10 protein-coding genes are annotated in these 21,417 nt (G+C 70.1%); 6 read left to right on the top strand and 4 right to left on the bottom strand.

Annotated elements, in window-relative coordinates:
- Positions 1-160 precede the first annotated feature (160 nt).
- The 6 genes from APZ21_RS00190 to APZ21_RS00215 all read left to right on the top strand — a co-directional run bounded on the left by APZ21_RS00190 (position 161) and on the right by APZ21_RS00215 (position 18,201).
- Positions 161-1,369: an FAD-dependent monooxygenase gene (locus APZ21_RS00190; RefSeq protein ID WP_054811155.1), complete on the top strand. Its 1,209-nt coding sequence runs from the start codon at positions 161-163 to the stop codon at positions 1,367-1,369.
- Positions 1,370-1,584: 215 nt separating this feature from the next.
- Positions 1,585-2,025: an AMP-binding protein gene (locus APZ21_RS00195; protein ID WP_054811156.1), complete on the top strand. Its 441-nt coding sequence runs from the start codon at positions 1,585-1,587 to the stop codon at positions 2,023-2,025.
- A 327-nt stretch (positions 2,026-2,352) separates the two neighbouring features.
- Complete coding sequence (locus tag APZ21_RS00200) at positions 2,353-15,603, top strand: non-ribosomal peptide synthetase (RefSeq protein WP_054811157.1); 13,251 nt, start codon at positions 2,353-2,355, stop codon at positions 15,601-15,603.
- The gene (locus tag APZ21_RS00205) at positions 15,600-16,574 is read left to right on the top strand and encodes a daunorubicin/doxorubicin resistance ABC transporter ATP-binding protein DrrA (RefSeq protein ID WP_054811158.1); all 975 of its coding nucleotides are present in this window, start codon (positions 15,600-15,602) and stop codon (positions 16,572-16,574) included. The genes APZ21_RS00200 and APZ21_RS00205 overlap by 4 nt, the downstream gene beginning before the upstream one ends.
- Entirely contained in the window at positions 16,571-17,389 is an 819-nt protein-coding gene (locus APZ21_RS00210; RefSeq protein ID WP_054811159.1) for an ABC transporter permease, read from the top strand. Before APZ21_RS00205 ends, APZ21_RS00210 begins: the two co-directional genes overlap by 4 nt.
- Positions 17,389-18,201 carry an ABC transporter permease gene (locus tag APZ21_RS00215; protein WP_054811160.1) on the top strand — a complete coding sequence of 271 codons (813 nt, stop codon included), beginning with the start codon at positions 17,389-17,391 and terminating at the stop codon, positions 18,199-18,201. Before APZ21_RS00210 ends, APZ21_RS00215 begins: the two co-directional genes overlap by 1 nt.
- Positions 18,202-18,204: 3 nt before the next feature.
- Here APZ21_RS00215 and APZ21_RS35305 read toward each other — a convergent pair whose 3' ends face one another.
- The 4 genes from APZ21_RS35305 to APZ21_RS00235 form a co-directional block, all read right to left on the bottom strand.
- Entirely contained in the window at positions 18,205-18,672 is a 468-nt protein-coding gene (locus APZ21_RS35305; protein ID WP_239476420.1) for a hypothetical protein, read from the bottom strand.
- Positions 18,673-18,692: 20 nt separating this feature from the next.
- Entirely contained in the window at positions 18,693-19,472 is a 780-nt protein-coding gene (locus tag APZ21_RS00225; protein ID WP_054811239.1) for an HNH endonuclease family protein, read from the bottom strand.
- A 240-nt stretch (positions 19,473-19,712) separates the two neighbouring features.
- Positions 19,713-20,255, bottom strand: a complete 543-nt coding sequence (locus tag APZ21_RS00230; RefSeq protein ID WP_054811161.1) for a YaeQ family protein — start codon at positions 20,253-20,255, stop codon at positions 19,713-19,715.
- Positions 20,256-20,370: 115 nt separating this feature from the next.
- Positions 20,371-21,381: an NAD-dependent epimerase/dehydratase family protein gene (locus tag APZ21_RS00235; RefSeq protein WP_054811162.1), complete on the bottom strand. Its 1,011-nt coding sequence runs from the start codon at positions 21,379-21,381 to the stop codon at positions 20,371-20,373.
- Positions 21,382-21,417 lie beyond the last annotated feature (36 nt).

Raw genomic sequence — 21,417 nt, forward strand, 5'->3', positions numbered from 1 at the left:
ACGAGCCCGGCGGAGGTGCGGCAACACCGCCGCCGGGCCCCATTCAACCGTCTCGAACCGTGCCCGCATGCGCGCACCCGGCCACGAGGCTGGCAACCACAGGATAACCGGGTGGCGCACGGGTCGGTTCGGGGATCGTTCCTACCTCTGGGAGACACCCATGTCCGAAACCACACGTACCGCCCTTGTCATAGGGGGTGGCATCGCGGGCCCGGTCGCCGCGACCGCCCTGCTCGAGGCGGGTATCGACGCCCGCGTCTACGAGGCGTATCCCGGCCCGTCGCACACCATCGGCAGCGGGCTCGCGATCGCGCCGAACGGTCTGGCTGCGCTCGACATCATCGGCGCGGGAGATCCGGTGCGCGCCATCGCCGTGCCGGTGTCGTCGATGCGCATGTCGCTCGGCGGCAAGATCCTGTCCATGCCCGCATTGGCGGATGTGCCGCCGTTGCAGGTCGTCGATCGCGGTGAACTGCACCGGACCCTGCACGAACACGCCGTGCGCGCGGGCGTTGCGTTCGAATACGGCAAACGGCTCGTCGATGTGGACGAACACGAGTCGGGGGTCACCGCGCGCTTCGCCGACGGCAGCACCGCGACCGCCGACGTGCTGATCGGCACCGACGGCATCCGCTCGACGGTGCGCGGTCTGATCGATCCGGCGGCGAAGGGACCCGACTACACCGGAATGCTCGGCTTCGGCGCGCTCACCGAATGCGATCTCGACCTCGAACCGGGCGTCATGACCTTCGCCTTCGGCAAACGGGCCTACTACCTGTACTGGCGCCACGACGACCGGCGCATCGCGTGGGGTGTGAATCTGCCGCACAAACGCTACCTTTCGTCCACCGAGGCGCGCGCGATCCCGGCGCAGCGGTGGCTGCGCACCCTCCGCGAGGTCTACGGTGACGACCGACCGGGCGGCGAACTGGCCCGGCGCACCACCGAGGACCAACTCGAGGTGGTGGGCGCACTGCACATCATGCCGCCGGTGCGGCACTGGTACCGGGGGCGGATGGTGCTGGTGGGTGATGCCGTGCACGCCCCGTCCAACAGTTCGGGACAGGGGGCCTCGCTCGCGATCGAGAGCGCGATCGAGGTGGCGCGCTGTCTGCGGGATCTGCCCGATCCGGAACATGCCTTCGCCGCCTACGAAGGTTTGCGGCGCGAGCGGGTGGAGGGCGTCGCCGCGCGGGCGGCGCGTGTCAACGTCAGCAAGACACCGGGACCGGCGGGCCGGGCCATGATGCGGCTGATGATGCCGCTGCTGACGCGCACGGTGATGAATCCGGAGAAGACGATGGGCCACGAACAGCGCTATCGCATCGACTGGGACGCGCCGGTGCGGGCGGCGTCGATCGGGGTGTAAGGATGCCCGCGCGGGGGCGGGCGGCGTGCGCCCGCCCCCGCGAAATTCCGGTCTCGCGGGCATATTCCCAGGTCGGGAGGGTGCCCAAGGGTGAGGTTTTGTTCACCCTCGGAGGGCGGGTGGGTAGCACTGGGGTTGCTGTTGGGAGGACTCGCGAGCGGCGAGAGTAGAGGCATACCAGAAATGCCGAGGACAACCTCCCGAGGGAGCACGCAATGTACACCCAGGCCGCATCTTCCGCCCGTAGCACCGCCGTCGCACTGGTCGAGACCACAGATCCGGCCGCCGTCGCGGTGTCGACCGTGGACTGCGACCTCACTTACCGTGAGCTCGACGCCTGGTCCAACCGCCTGGCCCGGGTGTTGATCGAACTCGGCGCCCGCGCAGGCGTCCGCGTCGCGGTGGCCGTCGAACCGGCCATCGAGGCCGCGGTCACCCGCATGGCCGTCGCCAAGACCGGCGCCACCGAGGTCGACGGCGAGCTGCCGCCCTTCGGCATCGAACTCGGCGTCACCACCGAGGCGACCCGGTCGCGGCTGTCGGATTCGGTGCGCTGGCTGGTGCTGGACGACCGCTCCACCCTGGTCCGCTACATGACCGGCTCGGACGCGCCGATCACCGACGCCGACCGCATGCCCGTGCGCCGGGCGTCCTGAATCCCCGCGCCGACCGCGGAATACCGACCGGGAATCGACCGACGGAATTCGTCCGTCGATTCCCGGTTTTCGGTGGAATTTCCGGCCGTCGCGCGGCCATGTCGAGACATCTCGCGGACACCGGAAATCCGAGTCGTCCGCGCGCCGCCCCGGGATAGAATTCCCCTCGGGAAGATACATGCGCACGCTGGTCGATTCACCGCCGAAAGCTCGTTCCCCCACGATCGAGCGGGTCTCCTGCGGCCGACAGCGCGCTCGCCCCGGCCCGGCGCGGCGCGCGTTCCGATTTGTCCTCATTGACCCCGCCTGAGCACGCAGGAATCATCTATGCCACAGCGATCTGCCTCGCCGGTTGTCTCGGACAGCCTCCCGTCCGCCGCCATTCCCCTGTCCGCCGCCCAGCGCGGCATCTGGTTCGCCCAGCATTTCGCGGGGGCCACCCCGATCTCCATCGCGCAGTACACCGAATTGGACGGGCCGATCGATACGGAACTGCTCGCCGCCGCCTCGCGCCGGGCCGGACGGGAATTCGGCACCGGATATCTGCGGTTGATCGAGGTCGACGGTATTCCGTATCAGACGGTGGATCCGACACTCGACGACGCACTCAGGATCATCGATTTCCGCACCGAAGCCGATCCCGAGGCCGCCGCCCGCGCGTGGATGCGCGCGGAGTACTCGGCGCCGCTGGATCTGCTGGCCGACCGGCTCGCCGCGGTGACCATGTTGCGGATCGGCGAGCAGCGCTGGTTCTGGTATCAGCGCATCCACCACATAGTGTTGGACGGATTCGGGGCCATGACGCTGTTGCAGCGCATCGCCGAGCTCTACAACGCCGAGGTCGAGGGCCGACCCGAGCCGCCCGCCAAGGCCGAGGACCTGCGCACCATCGTCGACGCCGACGCGGCCTACCGCGATTCGGACCGGTTCGCCGCGGACGGCCGTTACTGGCGCGAGCATCTGGCGGGTATGGCCGAGCCGGTGAGTCTGGCCGGTCGCGCCGCGGGTGTGGAGGCGCACCCGAATCTGGTGTCGGGCGAATTGCCCACGGCCACCGCGCAATTGATCGATACGGTGGCCGAGGCGGTGAACTCGGGCGTCGCGCCGGTGGTGGTCGCCGCCTTCGGCGCGTACCTGTCCGCGATGACCGGTGCGACGGAAGTCGTGCTGAGCCTGCCGGTTTCGGGTCGGACCACCGCGGCGCTGCGGCGCTCCGGCGGAATGGTCGCCAATGTCGTGCCGCTGCGGCTGACCCTCGATCCGGCCGCCACGGTCGGATCGCTCATCCGCGCCGCCCAGGGCGAGCTGACCTCGGCGCTGCGCCGTCAGCGCTACCGGCAGGAGGACATCGTCCGCGACCTCGGCTGGGCAGTGGACGAGGGCGCGTCATTCGGTCCCACCGTGAATCTGATGATGGCGGACACCCGGATCACGCTGGGGCCGGTGGTGGGGCGCATGCACGTGCTCACCTCGGGTGCGATCGAGGATCTGTTCCTGAACCTGTACCCGGGGGTCGGCGGGGAGAGCACTCATATCGACTTCCAGGCCAATCCGAAGCTCTACACCGACGCCGAACTCGCCGGTCAACACCGTCGGTTCCTGGCCTTCCTGCACCGGTTCCTTGCCGCGGGCGCGCACGCGCCACTGGCGACGGTCTCGGTGCTGTCCGAAGACGAGTCCGCCGAACTCGTGCCCGCCCGCGGGCGCGCCGATGTCGAGCCGCGTACGCTGGCGGCCATTCTCGACGACGGCGCGGCACTGGCGCCCGGCGCGGTGGCGCTGCGGGAAGGCGCTCGGGAACTGACCTACCGCGAGGTCGAGGAGTACACCGCGCGGCTTGCCAGGGTGCTGATCGAGCGCGGCGCGGGACCCGAACGGACCGTGGCGATCTCGATTCCGAGGTCCATCGAGTCGGTGCTTGCCATGTGGGCGGTCGCCCGCACCGGAGCCGCCTTCGTCCCCATCGATCCCGGCTACCCGGCCGACCGCATCGAATACATGGTCCGCGACAGCGCGGTGGTGGCCGGTCTGACCGTGCGCGCGGTGCGCGACGGGTTGCCCGACACGGTGACCTGGACGGTGCTTGACGACATCGAGACAGATAAGTCTGTGGCACAACGGGATTCGTCACCGATCACCGATGCCGACCGCACCGCTCCGCTGCGCCTCGATCAGACCGCCTATCTCATCTACACCTCGGGATCGACCGGACTTCCCAAAGGCGTGATGGTCTCCCATCGCGGTCTGGCGAATCTGGTGGCGAACTCCGGCGCCGGTTTCGGCGTGGACGCCGATTCGGTGGTGGCGCACGCGGTCTCACCCAGCTTCGACATCTCCATCGAGGAACTGCTCGTCGCCTTCGACGCCGGCGCCACCGTCGCGGTGGTGCCGCCCTCGGCCTATGCCGGTGACGAGTTGGCGCGAGTGCTGCGCGAGCACGGTGTCACCCATTTGAATGTCACACCGGCCGTGGTCAATTCGCTCGACCCGGCGACACTGCCCGCGCTGCGCACCGTGGTCGTCGGCGGCGACGCCTGCCCGCCGGAGCTGGTGACCGCCTGGGCGGGGCGCACCCTGCTCAACGGCTACGGACCCACCGAGACCACCATCACCGTCACGCTGAGCGCGGCGCTGTCGCCGGACGCCCCGGTCACCATCGGCGAACTCACCCGCGGGGTGCGCGCCGTCGTCCTCGACCCGTGGCTGCGGCCGGTCGCCCCCGGCGCTACCGGTGAGCTCTACCTCGGCGGCGCGGCCGTGGCGCGCGGTTACCATCGCCGCAACGGCCTGACCGCGAGCCGATTCGTCGCCGACCCGTACGTCCCGGGGCAGCGCCTCTACCGCACCGGTGACCTGGTGCGCTGGCGTCGCCAGGACAGCAGGCTGGAACTCGAGTACGCCGGTCGCGGCGATTTCCAGGTCAAGGTGCGCGGCTACCGCATCGAACTGGGCGAGATCGATGCGGCCCTGTCCCGGCAGCCCGGGGTCGATTTCGCACTCACCATCGGCGCGCGCACTCCGTCGGGTGCTACCGCGCTGGTCGCGTATGTGCTCGGCGCGCCCGGCGTGGACCTGGTGGCGGAATCGCTGCGCGCCGCGGTGGGGCAGACGCTGCCCGCCTACATGGTGCCCTCGGTCGTCATGGTGCTCGACCATCTGCCGCTGACCCCGGTGGGCAAGGTCGACCGGCGCGCGCTGCCCGCACCGGATTTCGGCGCGCGGGTAACCGTCCGGCGCGCGCCGTCGACGCCGCGCGAGCAGACGCTGGCCGATCTCTTCGCCGAGGTGCTCGGATGCGAAGCGGTCGGCGTCGACGAGAACTTCTTCACCCTCGGCGGTGACAGCATCATCTCGATCCAGCTGGTGTCGCGGGCGCGGGCGGCGGGTCTGTATTTCACCGCACGCGATGTCTTCGAACGCAAGACCGTCGCGGCGCTGGCCGCGGTCGCGACCGATGCCGCCGACCGCGCCGTGGCCGAATTGCCCGGCGGCGCGGTGGGTTCGGTGGCGCTCACCCCGATCGTGCACGCCATGCTCGACACCGGCCACTGGCGGCGCTATAGCCAAGCCGTCCTGGTCACCCTGCCCGCGGACACCGATCCCGCGGCACTGACCGGTGCGGTCGCGGCCCTGCTCGACCGCCACGACATGCTGCGCAGTTCGCTGCGGCGCGCCGAATCCGGATGGGAATGGGTTGTCGGCGAACGCGGTTCGGTGGATGCCGCCGAACTGGTCGAGGTGGTGACCGCGAGCGGCGACACCGAGGAGTTCACCGAGGCGGCCTTGCAGCGCGCCGCCGACCGGCTCGACCCCGCCGCCGGGATAATGGCGCGATTCGTGCTGATCCGGCCCGGTGTCGAGGGTGATCCCGCGCTGCTGTGGCTGGTGCTGCACCACCTTGTCACCGACGGCGTCTCCTGGCGCGTCCTGCTGCCCGACCTGGCGACCGCGTGGTTCGGGGGTGAACTCGACCCGGTCGGCACCTCATTCCGGCGGTGGGCGCACGCCACCGCCGAACAGGCCGCGTCGCGGCGTCGGGAACTGCCGCTGTGGCAGCGGACGCTCGCGACCCCGGACCCGGTGATCGGTGCGCGGGCCGCGGATTCCGCGGTGGACGTGGTGGCCACGATGGCGCAGGTCCGCACCACCGTGCCCGTCGACGTCGCGAGCGCGGTCCTCGATATCGCCCCGGCCCGATTCCACTGCGGCGCGGACGAGATCCTCTTGGCCGCACTCGCTCTGGCGGTGGGCCGGGTGCGCGGGGACAGCCGTGCCCTGTTCACCCTCGAGGGCCACGGCCGTGAGGAATCCGTGCTGCCCGGCGCGGACACGGCGCGCACCGTGGGCTGGTTCACCAGCGTGTACCCGGTGGCCATCGATCTGATCGGCATCGACGCGGACGAGGCGTTCGCGGGCGGGCCCGCAATGGGCGCGGCGGTAAAGGCGGCGAAGGAGCAGGTGCGCGCGGTGCCGGATCGCGGTGTCGGCTACGGAATGCTGCGCTACCTCGACGCCGAGGGTATCGCGGCACTGGCCGACGCCCCGGTTCCGCAGATCAGCTTCAACTATCTCGGACGCGCCGCGGGCGGGTCCGAGGAGGCGTGGCTGCCGCGGCGGTTCGCCGCCACCCAGGACGATCGCGCGCCGCTGTCGGCGATGATCGACGTCAATGCCATCATGGGCGCCGACGGGCTGGACGTGACCTGGGCCTATGCTTCGAAGGCGGTGTCCGCCGAGCGGGTCGGCGCATTGGCCGCGGCGTGGACCGAGGCGCTCGCGGCCATCGCGGCGCATATCGAGTCACCGGAGGCGGGCGGTCACACCCCCTCCGACTTCCCGCTCACCACCGTCACACAGGACCGGATCGACACCTGGGCGCGGACCTACCCGAATCTGGCCGATGTGTGGCCGCTGTCGCCCCTGCAATACGGATTGCTGTTCCACGCCTGGTACGACACCGACACCGCCGACGGGTACACCGTGCAGACCCGACTGGATCTCGCGGGCCGGGTCGACGCCGATCGATTGCGCCGCGCCGCACAGACATTGGTCGACCGCCACGACAACCTGCGCGCTGTCTTCGTCGAAACCGAGGACGGGCCAAGGCAACTGGTGCTGTCCTCGGCCGAGGTGCGCTGGCGGGAACTCGACCTGACCGCCACGGCGGACGCCGCCGAACGCGCGGCCGAACTGGCCAGGCTGGTCGCGGTGGACGCGAGCACGCGCTTCGATCTGACCCGTCCGCCGCTGCTGCGGTTCCTGTTGGTGCGCACCGGAACCGAGAGCTACACGCTGTTGATGACCAATCACCACGTCATCCTCGACGGCTGGTCCACCCCGCTGCTGGTGCGCGAACTGCTCACCGCCTACATCGCCGCCGGTACCGGCGCGACCGTGGGCGACGTGCTCGCGCCCGCGCCCTCCTATCGGGCCTTTCTGGCGTGGCTGGCCGAACAGGACGGCGCGGAGCAGACCGCGGTGCGGGTGTGGCGCGAGGCGCTGGCCGGTATCGACACCCCGACCAGGGCCATCCCGACACTCGCCGATATCCGCTCGACCGAATCCGGCACGGTGTCGGTCGACCTGCCCGCCGGACTCGTCGCGCGGCTGGAGGCGACCACGCGGGAGGCGGGTGCGACGGTCAATACCGCGGTGCAGGTCGCGTGGGCGCTGCTGCTGGTCATGCTGACCGGACGCACCGACGTCGTGTTCGGCGGCACCGTCTCGGGTCGGCCGCCGCAGTTGGCGGGCGTCGAGGACATGGTCGGGCTGTTCATCAACACCCTGCCGGTGCGCGTGCGGCTCGAGCCGTCCGAGCGGGTGCGGGACCTGCTCGCGCGCGTGCAGTCGGAACAGGCGCGGCTGCTAGACCACCAGCACATCGGACTCGCGGCCATCCACCAGGCCGTCGGTCTGGCCGAATTGTTCGACACGCTCACGGTTTTCGAGTCCTACCCGATCGACCGCGAGACGCTGTCGCAGTCGATGGATATCGCGGGTATGCGCATCCTCGACGTCGAGGGCACCGACGCCACCCCGTATCCGCTCAACCTCATGGTGATTCCGCTGCACGGACTCCCCGGTGGCGGCGACACCCTGCGCATCTCGGTGAAGTTCCTCTCCGACCACCTGGACGCAGCCGCGGCCGGGCGACTGCTGGACCGATTCGTCCTGCTGCTCACCCAGATCGCCGACGCGCCGGACCGTCAGGTCGCGCGGCTGCACCACTGCGACGACGCCGAACGCGCCGCGCTGGCGCCGGTGCGCGGCCCCGAATCGGTGGGTCAGCGCACGCTGCCGCAGGTGCTCGGCGCGGGCGCGGCCATCGATCCCACCGCCGTCGCGGTGCGCTCGGGCAACGACACCATGACCTACGGCGAACTCGACGCGTGGTCGAATCGCTTCGCGCGGGTACTGCTTCGCCGCGGTATCGGCGCGGAGGTCTTCGTGGTCCTCGCGCTGACCCGCTCGGTGGAGTCGGTGGTGGCGGTGTGGGCGCTGGCCAAGACCGGCGCGGCCTTCGCACCGCTGGACCCGAACTATCCGGTGGAGCGCATCGAGCACATCCTCACCGACTCCAAGGCGCCGATCGGCGTGACGGTCCGGGCCACCGGCGACACGCTGCCCGGCACCATCGACTGGCTGCTGCTCGACGACATCAACACCATCCGGCGCGTGATGACCGTCTCCGACGCGCCGATCACCGACATCGAACGCGGCGGCGCGATCCGCATGGACCAGACGGCGTATCTGATCTACACCTCCGGTTCCACCGGCAAGCCGAAAGCGGTGCTGCTGAGCCATCGCGGTATCGCGAATCTGGTGACCGCGCAACAGCGATCGCTCGACCTCGATCCGTCCGCGCGGGCCTTGCAGGTCGCCTCGCCCAGCTTCGACGCCTCGGTGTTCGAACTGCTGACCGCGCATGCGACGGGCGGGCAGTTGGTGCTGTCCCCGCCGCAGGTCTACGGCGGGTCCGAACTCGAGGCGCTGCTGCGGGAGCAGCGGGTCACCCACGCGGTCATCACCCCGTCGGTGCTGGCGACCATGGATCCCGCGGGTCTGCCCGATCTCCGGGTGCTTTCGGTGGCCGGTGAGGCGGCCACCGCCGAGTTGGTCGCGCAGTGGGCGGTGGATCGCCGCATGGCCAACCTCTACGGCCCCACCGAGTTCAGCATCTGGGCGACCGGTCCGGGTGAGCTGGTGCCCGGTGCGCCGATCACGATGGGCGGACCGATTCGCGGCGCGGCGGTCGTGGTGCTCGACGGCTGGTTGCGGCCGGTGCCGGTGGGGATCGAGGGCGAGCTGTACCTGGCGGGCCCGGCCATCGCGCGCGGGTATTTCAATCGTTTCGGCATGACCGCCGCGCGCTTCGTCGCCGATCCCTTCGGCGCGCCGGGGGAGCGGATGTACCGCACCGGCGATATGGTGCGCTGGGTCGAATCCGACGGCGCGTTGGAGCTGGAGTACCTGGGGCGCAGCGACTTCCAGGTCAAGATCCGCGGTCTGCGCATCGAACTCGGCGAGATCGACGCGGTGCTCGGCGCCGACGCGGACGTCGAATACGCCGCCACTATCGGATGTCCCGGACCCGCGGGCGAGACCGTCCTGGTCTCGTATGTGGTGCCGACCCAGCGTTGGCGCGAATCCGCCGGGCCGGACGCGGAATTCGACACCGAGCGCCTGCGGGTGCGCGTCGCGGGTGCGCTGCCGGGATACATGGTGCCCGGATATCTCGTCGCGCTGGACGACGTGCCGCTCACCCCGGTCGGCAAGTTGGACCGCAAAGCGTTGCCGATGCCGGACTTCGAGGCATTCCAGCGCCGGTACCTGGCTCCGCGCACACCGGTCGAATCGGCGGTGGCTCGGGTGTTCGCGGAGGTGCTCGACACCGAACGGGTCAGCATCGACCATTCCTTCTTCGAACTCGGCGGCAATTCGCTCAGCGCCACCAAGGTGGTGGCGCGGGTCAATGCCGCGCTGGGATCGACCATCGCACTGCGCGATCTGTTCGACGCGCCGACGCCGGCGCAGTTGGCGAGTCGTGTCGTGCCCGCGGGTGCCGGGCAGGGCGCCCGCTTCGGTCTCGCGCCGCGCATCCGCCCGGACCGGGTGCCGCTCTCGCCCGCACAGCAGCGCATGTGGGTGCTCAACCAGCTCGAACCCCGCTCCGCGGCCTACAACATCGCCGTGGCCCTTCGCCTGACCGGTGAGCTCGATGTCGAGGCCATGCGCTCGGCGCTGGCCGATGTGGTTGGCAGGCACGAGAGCCTGCGCACCATGTACCCGGCCGACGCCGAGGGACCGTGCCAGGTCGTGGTGAGCGCCGAGGTGGCCGCGCCGCGGCTGCGTCCGGTGCGGGTGGCCGACACCGCGGAACTGCGCGAGAGCATCGCCGCGCTGGCCGGCGTCGGTTTCGAACTCGCCACCGAGGCGCCGCTGCGGGTCGGACTGTTCCGGCTGCCGCCCGAGCCGTCCGCCGCCGGGGCCGTTCCCGTGCACGTGGTGCTGCTCGTGGTGCATCACATCAGCGCCGACGGCGCGTCCATGGCGCCGCTGGCCACCGACCTGATGACCGCCTACGCGGCCCGCATGCACGGTGCCGAGGCCGAATTCCCGCCGCTGCCCGTGCAATACGCCGATTTCGCGCTGTGGCACCGCGAGCTGCTCGGCTCCGAGTCCGATCCGTCCTCCACGGCCTCGCGCCAGCTCGATTTCTGGACCCGCTCGCTGACCGGCGCGCCGGACCTGCTGGAACTGCCATCGGACCGGCCGCGTCCGGCCGTGCAGTCGCTGCGCAGCGCCGATCTGGCCTTCGCGGTGGACCCGCGACTGCATCGCGGCATGGCCGAACTGGCCGCCTCCGCGGACGTGAGCCTGTTCATGGTCGTGCACGCCGCGCTCGCGGTACTGCTCGCCCGCATGGGCGGCACCGATGACGTGGTCGTCGGCACCGCGGTGGCCGGACGCGGCGAGGCCGCGCTCGACGGTCTGGTCGGCATGTTCGTCAACACCCTGGCCCTGCGCACGCCGGTCGACCCGAACCTCGGATTCCGTGAATTCCTCGGCCGGGTCCGCACGGGCGACCTCGACGCCTTCGCCAACGCCGACGTACCGTTCGAGCGGCTGGTGCAGGTGGTGAACCCGGCCCGCTCGACCGCGCACCACCCGATCTTCCAGGTGTCGCTGTCGTTGCAGAACTTCGTCGAACCGACGCTGGAACTGCCCGGACTGCGCATCGAGGTGGAGGATCTCGATCGCGATGCCGCCCAATTCGATCTCAGCCTCGACCTGCGTGAGCGTTTCGCCGACACGGAGCGCGTCGGAATCGAAGGCGTGTTCACCTATGCCACCGACCTTTTCGACTCCTCGACGGTGGCGGTGCTGGCGCAGCGCTGGCAGCGGATCCTGGCCGCGGTGGTCGCCGATCCCGACATCACGATCGCCGAGATCGACATCCTCGCACCGGGTGAGCGCGCGTCGCTGGTCCCGGTGCGCGGTCCGCGGGGAACCGGAACGGTGCCGCTGCCGTGGCTGCTGGCCGAATCCGCCGCCGCCCATCCGCACCGGCCCGCGCTGGTGGTCGCGGGCGTCACCACCACCTACCGTGAGCTCGACGCCCGTTCGAACCAGTTGGCGCGCAAGCTGATCGAGGCGGGCGCGGGTACGGAGACGGTGGTCGCGCTCGGGCTGGCCCGTGGCGCGGAACTGCTGACCGGCATCTGGGCCGTGGCCAAGACGGGTGCGGCCTTCCTGCCCGTCGATCCGCGACATCCGCCCGAGCGCATCGACCACATGCTCACCGATTCCGGTGCGGCGCTCGGTCTGACCGTCACCGCGCACCGCGACCGGCTGCCCGACCGGACGCGCTGGCTCGTCCTCGATGACACGGAATTCGATGCGGCCCTGCGTGACATCTCGGCGGACACGGTGTGCTCGACGCAACTGCGCGCCCCCATCCGGCCCGATCACCCGGCTTGGATGATCTATACCTCCGGGTCGACCGGTACACCCAAGGGCGTCGCGGTCACCCACCGCGGACTCGCGGATCTGATCGCGGCACAACAGGAGTCGCTGCGGGTCGACGCCGAGTCGCGAGTGCTCCAGGTGGCCTCTCCGAGCTTCGACGCCTCGCTCTTCGAGGCGCTGATGGCCTTCGGCTCCGGTGGCGCGGCGGTCGTCGCCCCGCCGGATGTCTTCGGCGGTGACGCGCTGGCCGAACTCATCGAGACCGAGCGGGTGACCCATATGGTCATCACGCCATCGGCGCTGGCGACGGTCGATCCCGCGCGGGTGTCGAGTGTGCGGGTGCTCGCGGTCGCGGGTGAGGCGGTCGGTGCGGAACTGGTCGGGCGGTGGGCGCCCGGTCGCACCATGCTGAACCTGTACGGTCCCACCGAATTCACCATCTGGGCGACGGGCTCGGCCCCGCTGCGGGTGGACGAGCCGGTGACCATCGGCGGCCCCATCCGCGGCGCGGCGGTGCTGGTGCTCGACGAGCGTCTGCGCCCGGCGCCGGTCGGCGTGGCCGGTGAACTGTACCTGTGCGGTCCGGCGCTGGCGCGCGGCTATCACGCGCGCCCCGACCTCGACGCCGCGCGCTTCGTCGCCGATCCGTACGGCGGCCCCGGCGAGCGCATGTACCGCACCGGAGACCTGGTGCGCTGGATCCGCGGCGGCGGCGCGGCGGATCTGCGTCTGGAATACATCGGACGCACCGATTTCCAGGTCAAGGTGCGCGGTCAGCGCATCGAACTCGGCGAGATCGACGCCGTGCTCGGCCGCGCCGATGGCGTGGAATTCGCGGTGACACTCGGCGTCGCGGGGCCGACCGGTTCGACCGCGCTGGCCGCCTACGTCGTGCGCGAGCCCGGCGTGACCATCGACGTCGCGGCACTGCGCGCCTACGCCGCGGACCGTATGCCGGGGTACATGGTGCCCGCCGCGATCATGGTCATGGACGCCATCCCGCTCAACGCGGTGGGCAAACTGGATCGAAAGGCCCTGCCGGAACCGGTCTTCGCCGAGGAGGCGACCGAATACGTCGCGCCGAGCACGCGCACCGAGGAGATCCTCGCGGAGGTGTTCGCCGAACTGCTCGGCCGCGAGAAGGTCGGCGCGCGCGATTCGTTCTTCGCCCTCGGCGGCGACAGCATTCTGGCGATCCAGCTGGTCTCGCGGGCGCGCGTACACGGTGTCACCGTCACCCCGCTTCAGGTGTTCGAACACCGCACGGTGGCGGCGATCGCGGCGGCGGCCGATGCCGCGGGCACGGCGGTCGTGCTGGAGGAACTGCCGGGCGGCGGAGTCGGTGACATACCGCTGACCCCGATCGTGCGGTACATGCTCGAACGCGGCGGCGACCATGATCGGTTCGCGCAGACCGCGGTGCTGGAACTGCCGGTCGGCATACGCGAGGATCAGCTGATCGCGACCATCGCCGCGGTGGTGGACCGCCACGACATGCTGCGTTCGCGCCTGTGGCCCGACGCCGACGGCGCGTATCGGCTCGCGGTCGGCGAGCCCGGTTCGGTCGATGTGGCCGCACTCGTGCGGCGGGTCGAGTTCGACGCCGACGCCGATCCGGTGGACCTGCGCGAATTCGCCGTCACGGCGTTGGATTCGGCCATGAACCGGCTGCGTCCGGCCGACGGCGCGGTGCTGCGATTCGTCTGGCTCGATCCGGTCGGTGACGCCGGATCGCGCAGCCGGGCCGGTCGTCTGATCGTCATCGCGCACCATCTCGTCGTGGACGGCGTGTCGTGGCGCATCCTTGTCCCCGATTTCATGGCCGCGTGGGCGCAGGTCTCCGCGGGGGCGGCACCGGTGCTCGCCGAGGTCGGCACCTCGATGCGGCGCTGGTCGCACGCGCTGGTCGAGGAGGCGCACACGCGAGATCGCGTCGCCGAACTCGACTACTGGCGTTCGGTCCTGGACGGACCGGATCCGGGTTTCGCGGCCCGCGAACTCGATCCGGCGGTGGATGTCGCCGCGACGGTGCGACAGATAGAGATCGAGGTGCCCGAGGACGTCACGGCCGCACTGCTCACCACACTGCCCGCGCTGTTCCACGGCGGCGTCGAGGACACGCTGGTCGCCACCCTCGCCCTGGCCGTGCGGCGGTGGCGGCACACCGACGACAGTGTGCTCATCCGCATGGAGGGGCACGGCCGTCAGCAGGAGGTCGTGCCCGGAGCGGACCTGTCGCGCACCGTCGGCTGGTTCACCACCGTCTATCCGGTCCGCGTTCCGGCCGCGGCGGGCGATCTCGCCGAACCGGACTTCGGCGATGCCATCCGCACCGCCAAGCACCGGCTGCTCGCGGTACCGGACAAGGGCATCGGCTTCGGTCTGCTGCGCTACCTCAACGAGCAGACCGCGCGGCAACTGCCGAGCCGTCTGCCCGGTCGCATCGCCTTCAACTACCTCGGCCGGTACTCGACCGGCGACATCCCGGCCGGCCTCGAAGGACTCGGCTGGCTGCCGACCGACGAATTCGGCGACCTGCCCGCCGCCGAATATCCCGACGTGCCCGTGCAATCGGAGATCGACGTGAACGCGGTGGTGATGGGCGAACGGCTGACCGCGAGCTTCGGCTACCCCGAAACCCTGCTCGACCGCGCCGATGTCGCGGAGTTGGCCCGGCTGTGGGTGGACACGCTGAGCGCCGCCGCGGCCTTCGCCGACTCGCCGCGCGGCCGGGAGGCGGGAGCGCGGGAGGAACAGGCCATGGCGGAGGCGGCCGCGGTGGCGCGGCGGCCGAGCGGCGGTCTCGGACTCGACGTCCTGCTGCCCATCCGCGTCGACGGTGACCGGCCCGCGCTGTTCTGCGTGCACCCCTCCTCCGGTATGGCCTGGAGCTATCTCGGCTTGGCGGAGGCGCTCGCGCCGGGTCGGCCCATCTACGGCCTCCAGGCCCCGGACCTGAGCGGGCGGGAACCCTCGGCGCGCAGCATCGAAGAATTCGCCGACCGGTACGTGCGCGAAATCCTGGCCGTGCAGCCCAACGGCCCGTACCATCTGCTCGGCTGGTCCTTCGGCGGACTCATCGCCCATGCCATCGCGGCGAGACTGACCGAGGCCGGACACGAGGTGGGCGTGCTGGCGCTGCTCGACGCCGACACCGCCGACATCGACGGCGACAGCATCGACGAGCTCACCGCGGGCGCCTTCATCAGTACGTTCGGTTCGGTGTTCGGCATCGATGACGTCCCCGCCGACGCCACCGCGCAGGAGGCCGCCGACATCATCGAGCGGCGGATGGGCGCGGCCCTCGTCGACGCGGCCACGCTGGAACGCATGGCCGGGTCCTACAACGCGTCGGCGCGGACCAGAACCGGGTACGTGCGACCGGTATACGACGGTGACGTGCTGTATTTCAGCGCCACCGTCGACAGTTCGGACATCTTCGGTCCGGGGGGCTGGCGCCCCTACGTCACCGGGGAGATCACCAATGTCGACGTCGAGGTGACCCACGACGAGATGACCGCACCACACGTACTGCCCATGATCGCGCGTGTGGTGGACGACCATATGACGGCGCGGAGCGAGCGCCCGACACAGGAGGCACTGCATTGAGCGCTGAGACCGGAGTAGTGGTGGAGGGCGTCGAGAAATCCTTCGGCGACGTCCACGCCCTGCGTGGAGTGGATTTCGCGGCCGCGCAGGGGGAGGTGCTCGGAATTCTCGGCCCCAACGGCGCGGGCAAGACCACCACCGTCAATATCCTTTCCACCCTGATACCGCCGGACAAGGGCCGGGCCGTGGTGGCAGGCCACGACGTGGTCGCCGATCCGGCCGCGGTGCGCCGCGCGATCATGTTGACCGGGCAGTTCGCCGCGCTGGACGATATGCTCACCGGCTTCGAGAACCTGGTCATGTTCGGCAGGCTCATGGGCCTGCGCAAGCGGGCCGCCCGCGCCCGCGCCGACGAACTGCTCGAGGAATTCGACCTGACCCGCGCGGCGGGCCGCCGGGTCGGCACCTACTCCGGCGGTATGCGCAGGCGCATCGATATCGCCTGCGGACTCGTGGTGCGCCCGGATGTGGTGTTCCTCGACGAACCGACCACCGGCCTCGATCCGCGCAGCAGGCAGGGGGTGTGGGATCTGGTGGCGGGCTTTCGCAAGCACGGCATCACCACCCTGCTGACCACGCAGTACCTCGAAGAGGCCGACGCGCTGTGCGACCGGATCATCGTGATCGACCACGGCGTGGTGATCGCCGAGGGCACCGCCGACGAACTGAAATCGCGGACCGGTGGCAGCTACTGCGAGGTGGTGCCGCTGCGCCTCGAGGAGCTGCCCGCCATCGTCACGGCGCTGGGGACGCTGTTGCCCGAGGACAGCCGGGCCGCGCTCACCCCGGACTCGGATCGCATCGCCATCCCCGCCCCCGACGGTGCGAAGACACTGGCCGAGGTGCTGCGCCGGCTCGACGCGGCGGGCCTGGAGCTGGTGGACATCGCGCTGCGCCGGCCCTCCCTCGACGATGTCTTCCTCCAGCTGACGGGCCATCTGGCGGAATCGCCGACCGAGGAGGTCGCGTGAGTACCGGAGCCTGGCTCGCGGAGGTAAGGGCCGCCCCCGTGCGGGCGCAGCAGTGGTGGGTGCTGACCTCGCGACTGGTGACGCCGTCGGTCAAATCCGGGGAGGTGCTGACCTCGATCTTCGCCCCCGCGGCCTTCACGGCCAGCTTCTATATCCCGCTCAAGACCGTGATGATGTTCTCGGGCAACGGGTTCAGCAGCTACGCGCAGTTCATGATGCCCATCGTGATCATGCAAGCCGCCGCGTTCACCGCGATCGGCGCGGCCTTCCGCTCGGCCACCGACGCGGTCGCCGGACTGGACCGGCGCTTCGGCTCCATGCCCATCGGTCCGCTGGTCCCGGTCCTCGCGCGCATGTCGGGCAATGTGTTCCGTCTGCTCATCGCTCTCACGGCGGCGCTGATCTGCGGGTACGTCATCGGATTCCGCTTTCACCTCGACCTCGCGCACACACTCGGATTCCTGGTCTTCGGCCTGCTCATCGGCATCGCGCTGACCCTCGGCGCCGACGTCATAGGCACCGCGTCGAAGAGCCCCGAGGCGACCACGCAGGCATTGGTGCTGCCGCCGTTGATCTTCGGCATGCTGTCCACCGGACTCGCGCCCGCGAGCCAGTTCCCGGACTGGATCGAACCGTTCGTCCGCAACCAGCCCATCTCGCAGTGGGTCATCGCGCTGCGCGCGCTGGCGGGGGACACCAAAGCGAACGCGGGTGTGGTGAGTTGGTCGCTGATGGGACCGCCGCTGCTGTGGGCGTTGGCGATCCTGGCGATCTGTGTGCCGCTGGCCATGCGGCTGAGCTCGAGGAGGGCGTGATGGTGCTGACGAACAGTCCCGCGCGCGGCGCGTACACCGAATCCGCGCCGGCGGCGCTCGTGCGGCACACCGCCGTGCAGACCCAGCGGCTGCTGCTGCGCTGGTCGCGTAATCCGGTGGCGCTGCTGGAGACCCTGATCATCCCGTGCCTGCTGCTGCTCATGCTCGATATCGTGATCGGCAGCCAGATCGAGAAGTTCGTCGGCAGCAACGCGCTCTACGGTTCGGTGCCGATGGTGGCGATCATCGGCGCGCTGTCGGGCGCCGTGGCGGGCGGTGTCATGCTCGGCCGCGAACGCGACGCCGGCCTGCTTGCCCGGTTCTGGGTGCTGCCCGTGCACCGGGCTTCAGGACTGCTCTCGCGCATACTCGCCGAGGGCTGCCGCATTCTGTTGGGCACGCTGGCCGTGGTGCTCGTGGGCTATCTGCTCGGATTCCGATTCCAGCAGGGGTTCGCGGCGGCCGTGCTGTTCATAGTGATCCCGGTCTTCTTCGGTCTCGCGTTCGCGACCATGGTGACCGCCATCGCGGTGTTCTCGGCCAAGGCCACCCTGGTCGAGGGCGTGATGATCCTGAGTTCGCTGCTCATGTTCTTCAGTACCGGATTCGTGCCGCTGGCCGCGTATCCGACGTGGATCCAGCCGCTGGTGCGCAATCAGCCGCTGTCGGTGGCGGTCGACACCATGAAGGCGCTGTCGCTGGGCGGCCCGCTGGCGCGTCCGCTCACCCTGACTGTGCTGTGGTCGGTCGGGGCGATCGTGGTCTTCACGGTGCCCGCCGTGATCGGATACCGCCGCGCCAGCAGGAGATAACCGCTAGGCCGACCCGGAGTCGTTCGGAGGCGCGGCCTTCGGCGGCTCCGCGGTCGGCGATTCGGGGGCGGAGCCCGCGACGTCCGCTGCGGGGCCGGGGGCCGCGGAGTCGGCGGGTGTCGCCGGGGCGGCCTGCACCGGCCGTTGTGCGGATTCGGCTGCGGTCTGCGGGTTCTCGGCTGTGGGCGGGGCGCTGTCTCCGGCCTGCGGAGTTCCGGCGGATCCGGCGGGCGGCGCCTCGAAGGGAATGGTGTTGCCCGCGGCATCGCGTTCGCCCGCCGCGGCCTCGATGGCGGTGACGAGTTCGGCGACGCCGGACCAGGTGCGCGGGGGTTCGGCGTCGAAATTGCCGATCATGTACCAATCCTCGGTCTCGCGGTAGCGGACCTTGCCCTTGCCGGACTCGTCCACGGTGACGTCGAGCTCACCCGACATCGTCCCCTCCTCTTCGGTGAGGATCGATGTCTTCACGGTGAGCTCGACTATCTCGTTTATCTGAATTCTCCTCGGCCGGCGCAGTCGTCGACCGCCGCCTTCAGTGCGGTACGCTCCGCGGGGTCGACATTCAGCGCGTATTTTACTTTGACCGTAACGTAGCGTTCGAGATAGACACACCGGAACTTGCCCGGCGGCAAATAGTTGGCGACGTCCTGGTCACCCTTGGAGCGATTCGCCGACGGGTCCGACGCCTCCAGGTTGAGCGCGTCGTTGGCGATGCGGCGGCGGGTGTCCTCGTCGAGTTTGCCCGCGCCCGAACGCCACGCCTCGGCGAGGGCGACGATGTGCTCGGCGTCCACACCCTGCGAATCGGTGATGAACTTGTACGGCTTGAGCCGGCCGGTCTTGGCGTCGAGGAATCCGTACTGGTCCTGCCAGCCGCCGCCGTTGCCCACCTTCAGGTCACAGGTCTTGGGGTCGAGGGTGACCGGGCCGGTGGCGTCGCGCAGCATCATCACCTCGCGGGTGGTGCACTTGCCGTACTGCGCGTATTCCGTGCCGAATCCGTGTTCGGGCTTGTTGGTGTCCCAGTGCGGGAACTTCTCTCGGCTGTAGCCGGACATCGACGCCTCGGGCGCGTCGAGGAGTTTGTCGATCTGTGCCCGGATCTCCGTGGCCGACATCGTCGTACTCGCCGAGACCGGGCCCTTGCCGTTCACCGCCGCCGCTGGTTCGTCGACCTTGTCGCACGCGGTCGACATCACTGCCGCCAGGCAGATCGGGGCGCACACCGCGAAAGCCCTACGCGCGGCGCGGGAGGAAAACCATTTCACTACGAACACTCCATCGAACAGGACCGCAACCATGCCGCGCACCCCACGATGCGTCAGAAATGCTGCACTCAACCAGGTACCGCGGCGTCAAGCTACATGGACACGGGCGGAGGTAATGGCCGCACCACGTATGAGATTCAGCACAATCGCGGTGATCCCAATTGTGGGGCAAGGCGACTCGGAGCGAAAGTCCGGCGAAATCCGAGCGCCCCCGAGCCGCCGTGGCCGCGTCGACGGTGATCAGGCGAGACGGTGTTCGGCGACGGTGGTGCGCAGAACGGTGCCGTTGAGTTCGAGGAAGAGTTCGCCCTCGGTGACCGACAGGGTGACCGCGTTGCGGCGATCCACCGCCTCGGCCGCGTCGGCGACGACTTGGCGATCGAAGGAGTACAGCGGGATCTCCTCGGCGCGGTGGATACGTTTGCCCGCGAGTTGGGCCAGCACTCTCGTCGGATCGCGATGGGTGTAGATCGCGGTGCGTTCGGCGAGTTTGCTGCCGCGGTGCACCCGCTCGGCATCCGGCGCGCCGACCTCGATCCAGGCGGTGACGCGCCCGGTGGCGTCGCGCGCCAGTACCGCGGGCTCGTCGGTGGAGGAGACCCCGCCCTCGCTGAAGGCGATGCCGTCGCGGTACTCGAGGCAATAGGCCAGCAGTCGCGTGACCATGAACTCCGCCGTCTCGGACGGGTGGCGGGCCAGGCGCAGCGACAGATCCTCGTAGACGCCGCGATCGATATCGGCCACCTGGACGGTGAATGTGTGCACGGTCGCGCTGAGAGCCATGGTGCGGCAGCGTAGCGCCCGGGTGATCGCCTACCCGAGCGGGTCCGTCGACGCGTGACCGTTGCCGAGCCATTGCGCGGTGGGCGCCGACAGGGCCAAGACGGTGCCGCGGTGCTCAGGCCATCCCGTGGGCGATCAGGCTGTGGGCGCAGTCCACGACGGTGTCGGCGGCGGGGCGGGCACGCCAGCCGAGGATGGCCCGCGCCTTGGCGGTGCTGTGACGGTCGCGTCTTCCCAGTGACGGGAGCAGCTCGCGTAGTCGGGGATCGCGTCCGGCGGCGAGGCGGACGAGGAAGTCGGGGGCCGGGCGCGTGGAGATGCCGCGGTCCGGCAGGTCACGGCGCAGGGCGCGGGCGATGTCGCGCGTCCAGACGAATTCGCCGGTGCCAAGGAAGCGCTGGCCCGCCGCCGACGGCGATTCCAAGGCGCGGATGTGCAGGTCCGCGAGGTCACGCACGTCGACGATCTCGAGGCCGACGCGCGGCACCCATGGCATCGTGCCCTCGAGCATGCGCGCGACGATGGACACCGAGCCCGTCGTGTCCGGCGAGAGGATCGGTCCGAAGACCGCGCCAGGCAGGACGGTGGTGAGTTCGGGCGCTTCCGGCGTCTCGGCGACGTGGTTCCAGGCGGCCTTCTCCGCCAATGTCTTGGCGCGGCGGTAGGGAATGATGCTCGGATCGTCAGGATCGGTCCACAGGGTCTCGTCGGTGATGTCGTCCACCGTGCAGGAGGAGTGGCTGGCCGCGTTGGCGGCGGAGGTCATGACCACGCGGCGCACCTTCGCCTCGGTCGCGGCGCGCAGCACGCGCAGCGAGCCGTCGACGGCGGTGCTGATGAGCGTGCGCGCGCCGCCGTCGGTTGGCTCGAGTTGCGCGGCGACGTGCAGGACGTGGTCGACGCCTTCCATCGCCTCGGACCAGTTCCGGTCGGACAGCAGGTCGGCGCGGGCGAATTCCAGGCGGCCGGTGTCGCCCGCGACCGGGGCGACCGCGGCGCGCACCGCCTCCGCGCGACCGAGGTCGCGCACGGTGGCGCGGACCCGGTATCCCCTGCGCAGCAGTTCGGCGACACACCAGCCGCCGATATAGCCGGTGCCACCGGTGACGAGTACGAGATCGCTCATGCCATGCCCTCCGGTACTGTGTGTGCCGAACGTAAG

It is taken from the genome of Nocardia arizonensis (assembly GCF_001310275.1).
Classification (GTDB): domain Bacteria; phylum Actinomycetota; class Actinomycetes; order Mycobacteriales; family Mycobacteriaceae; genus Nocardia; species Nocardia arizonensis.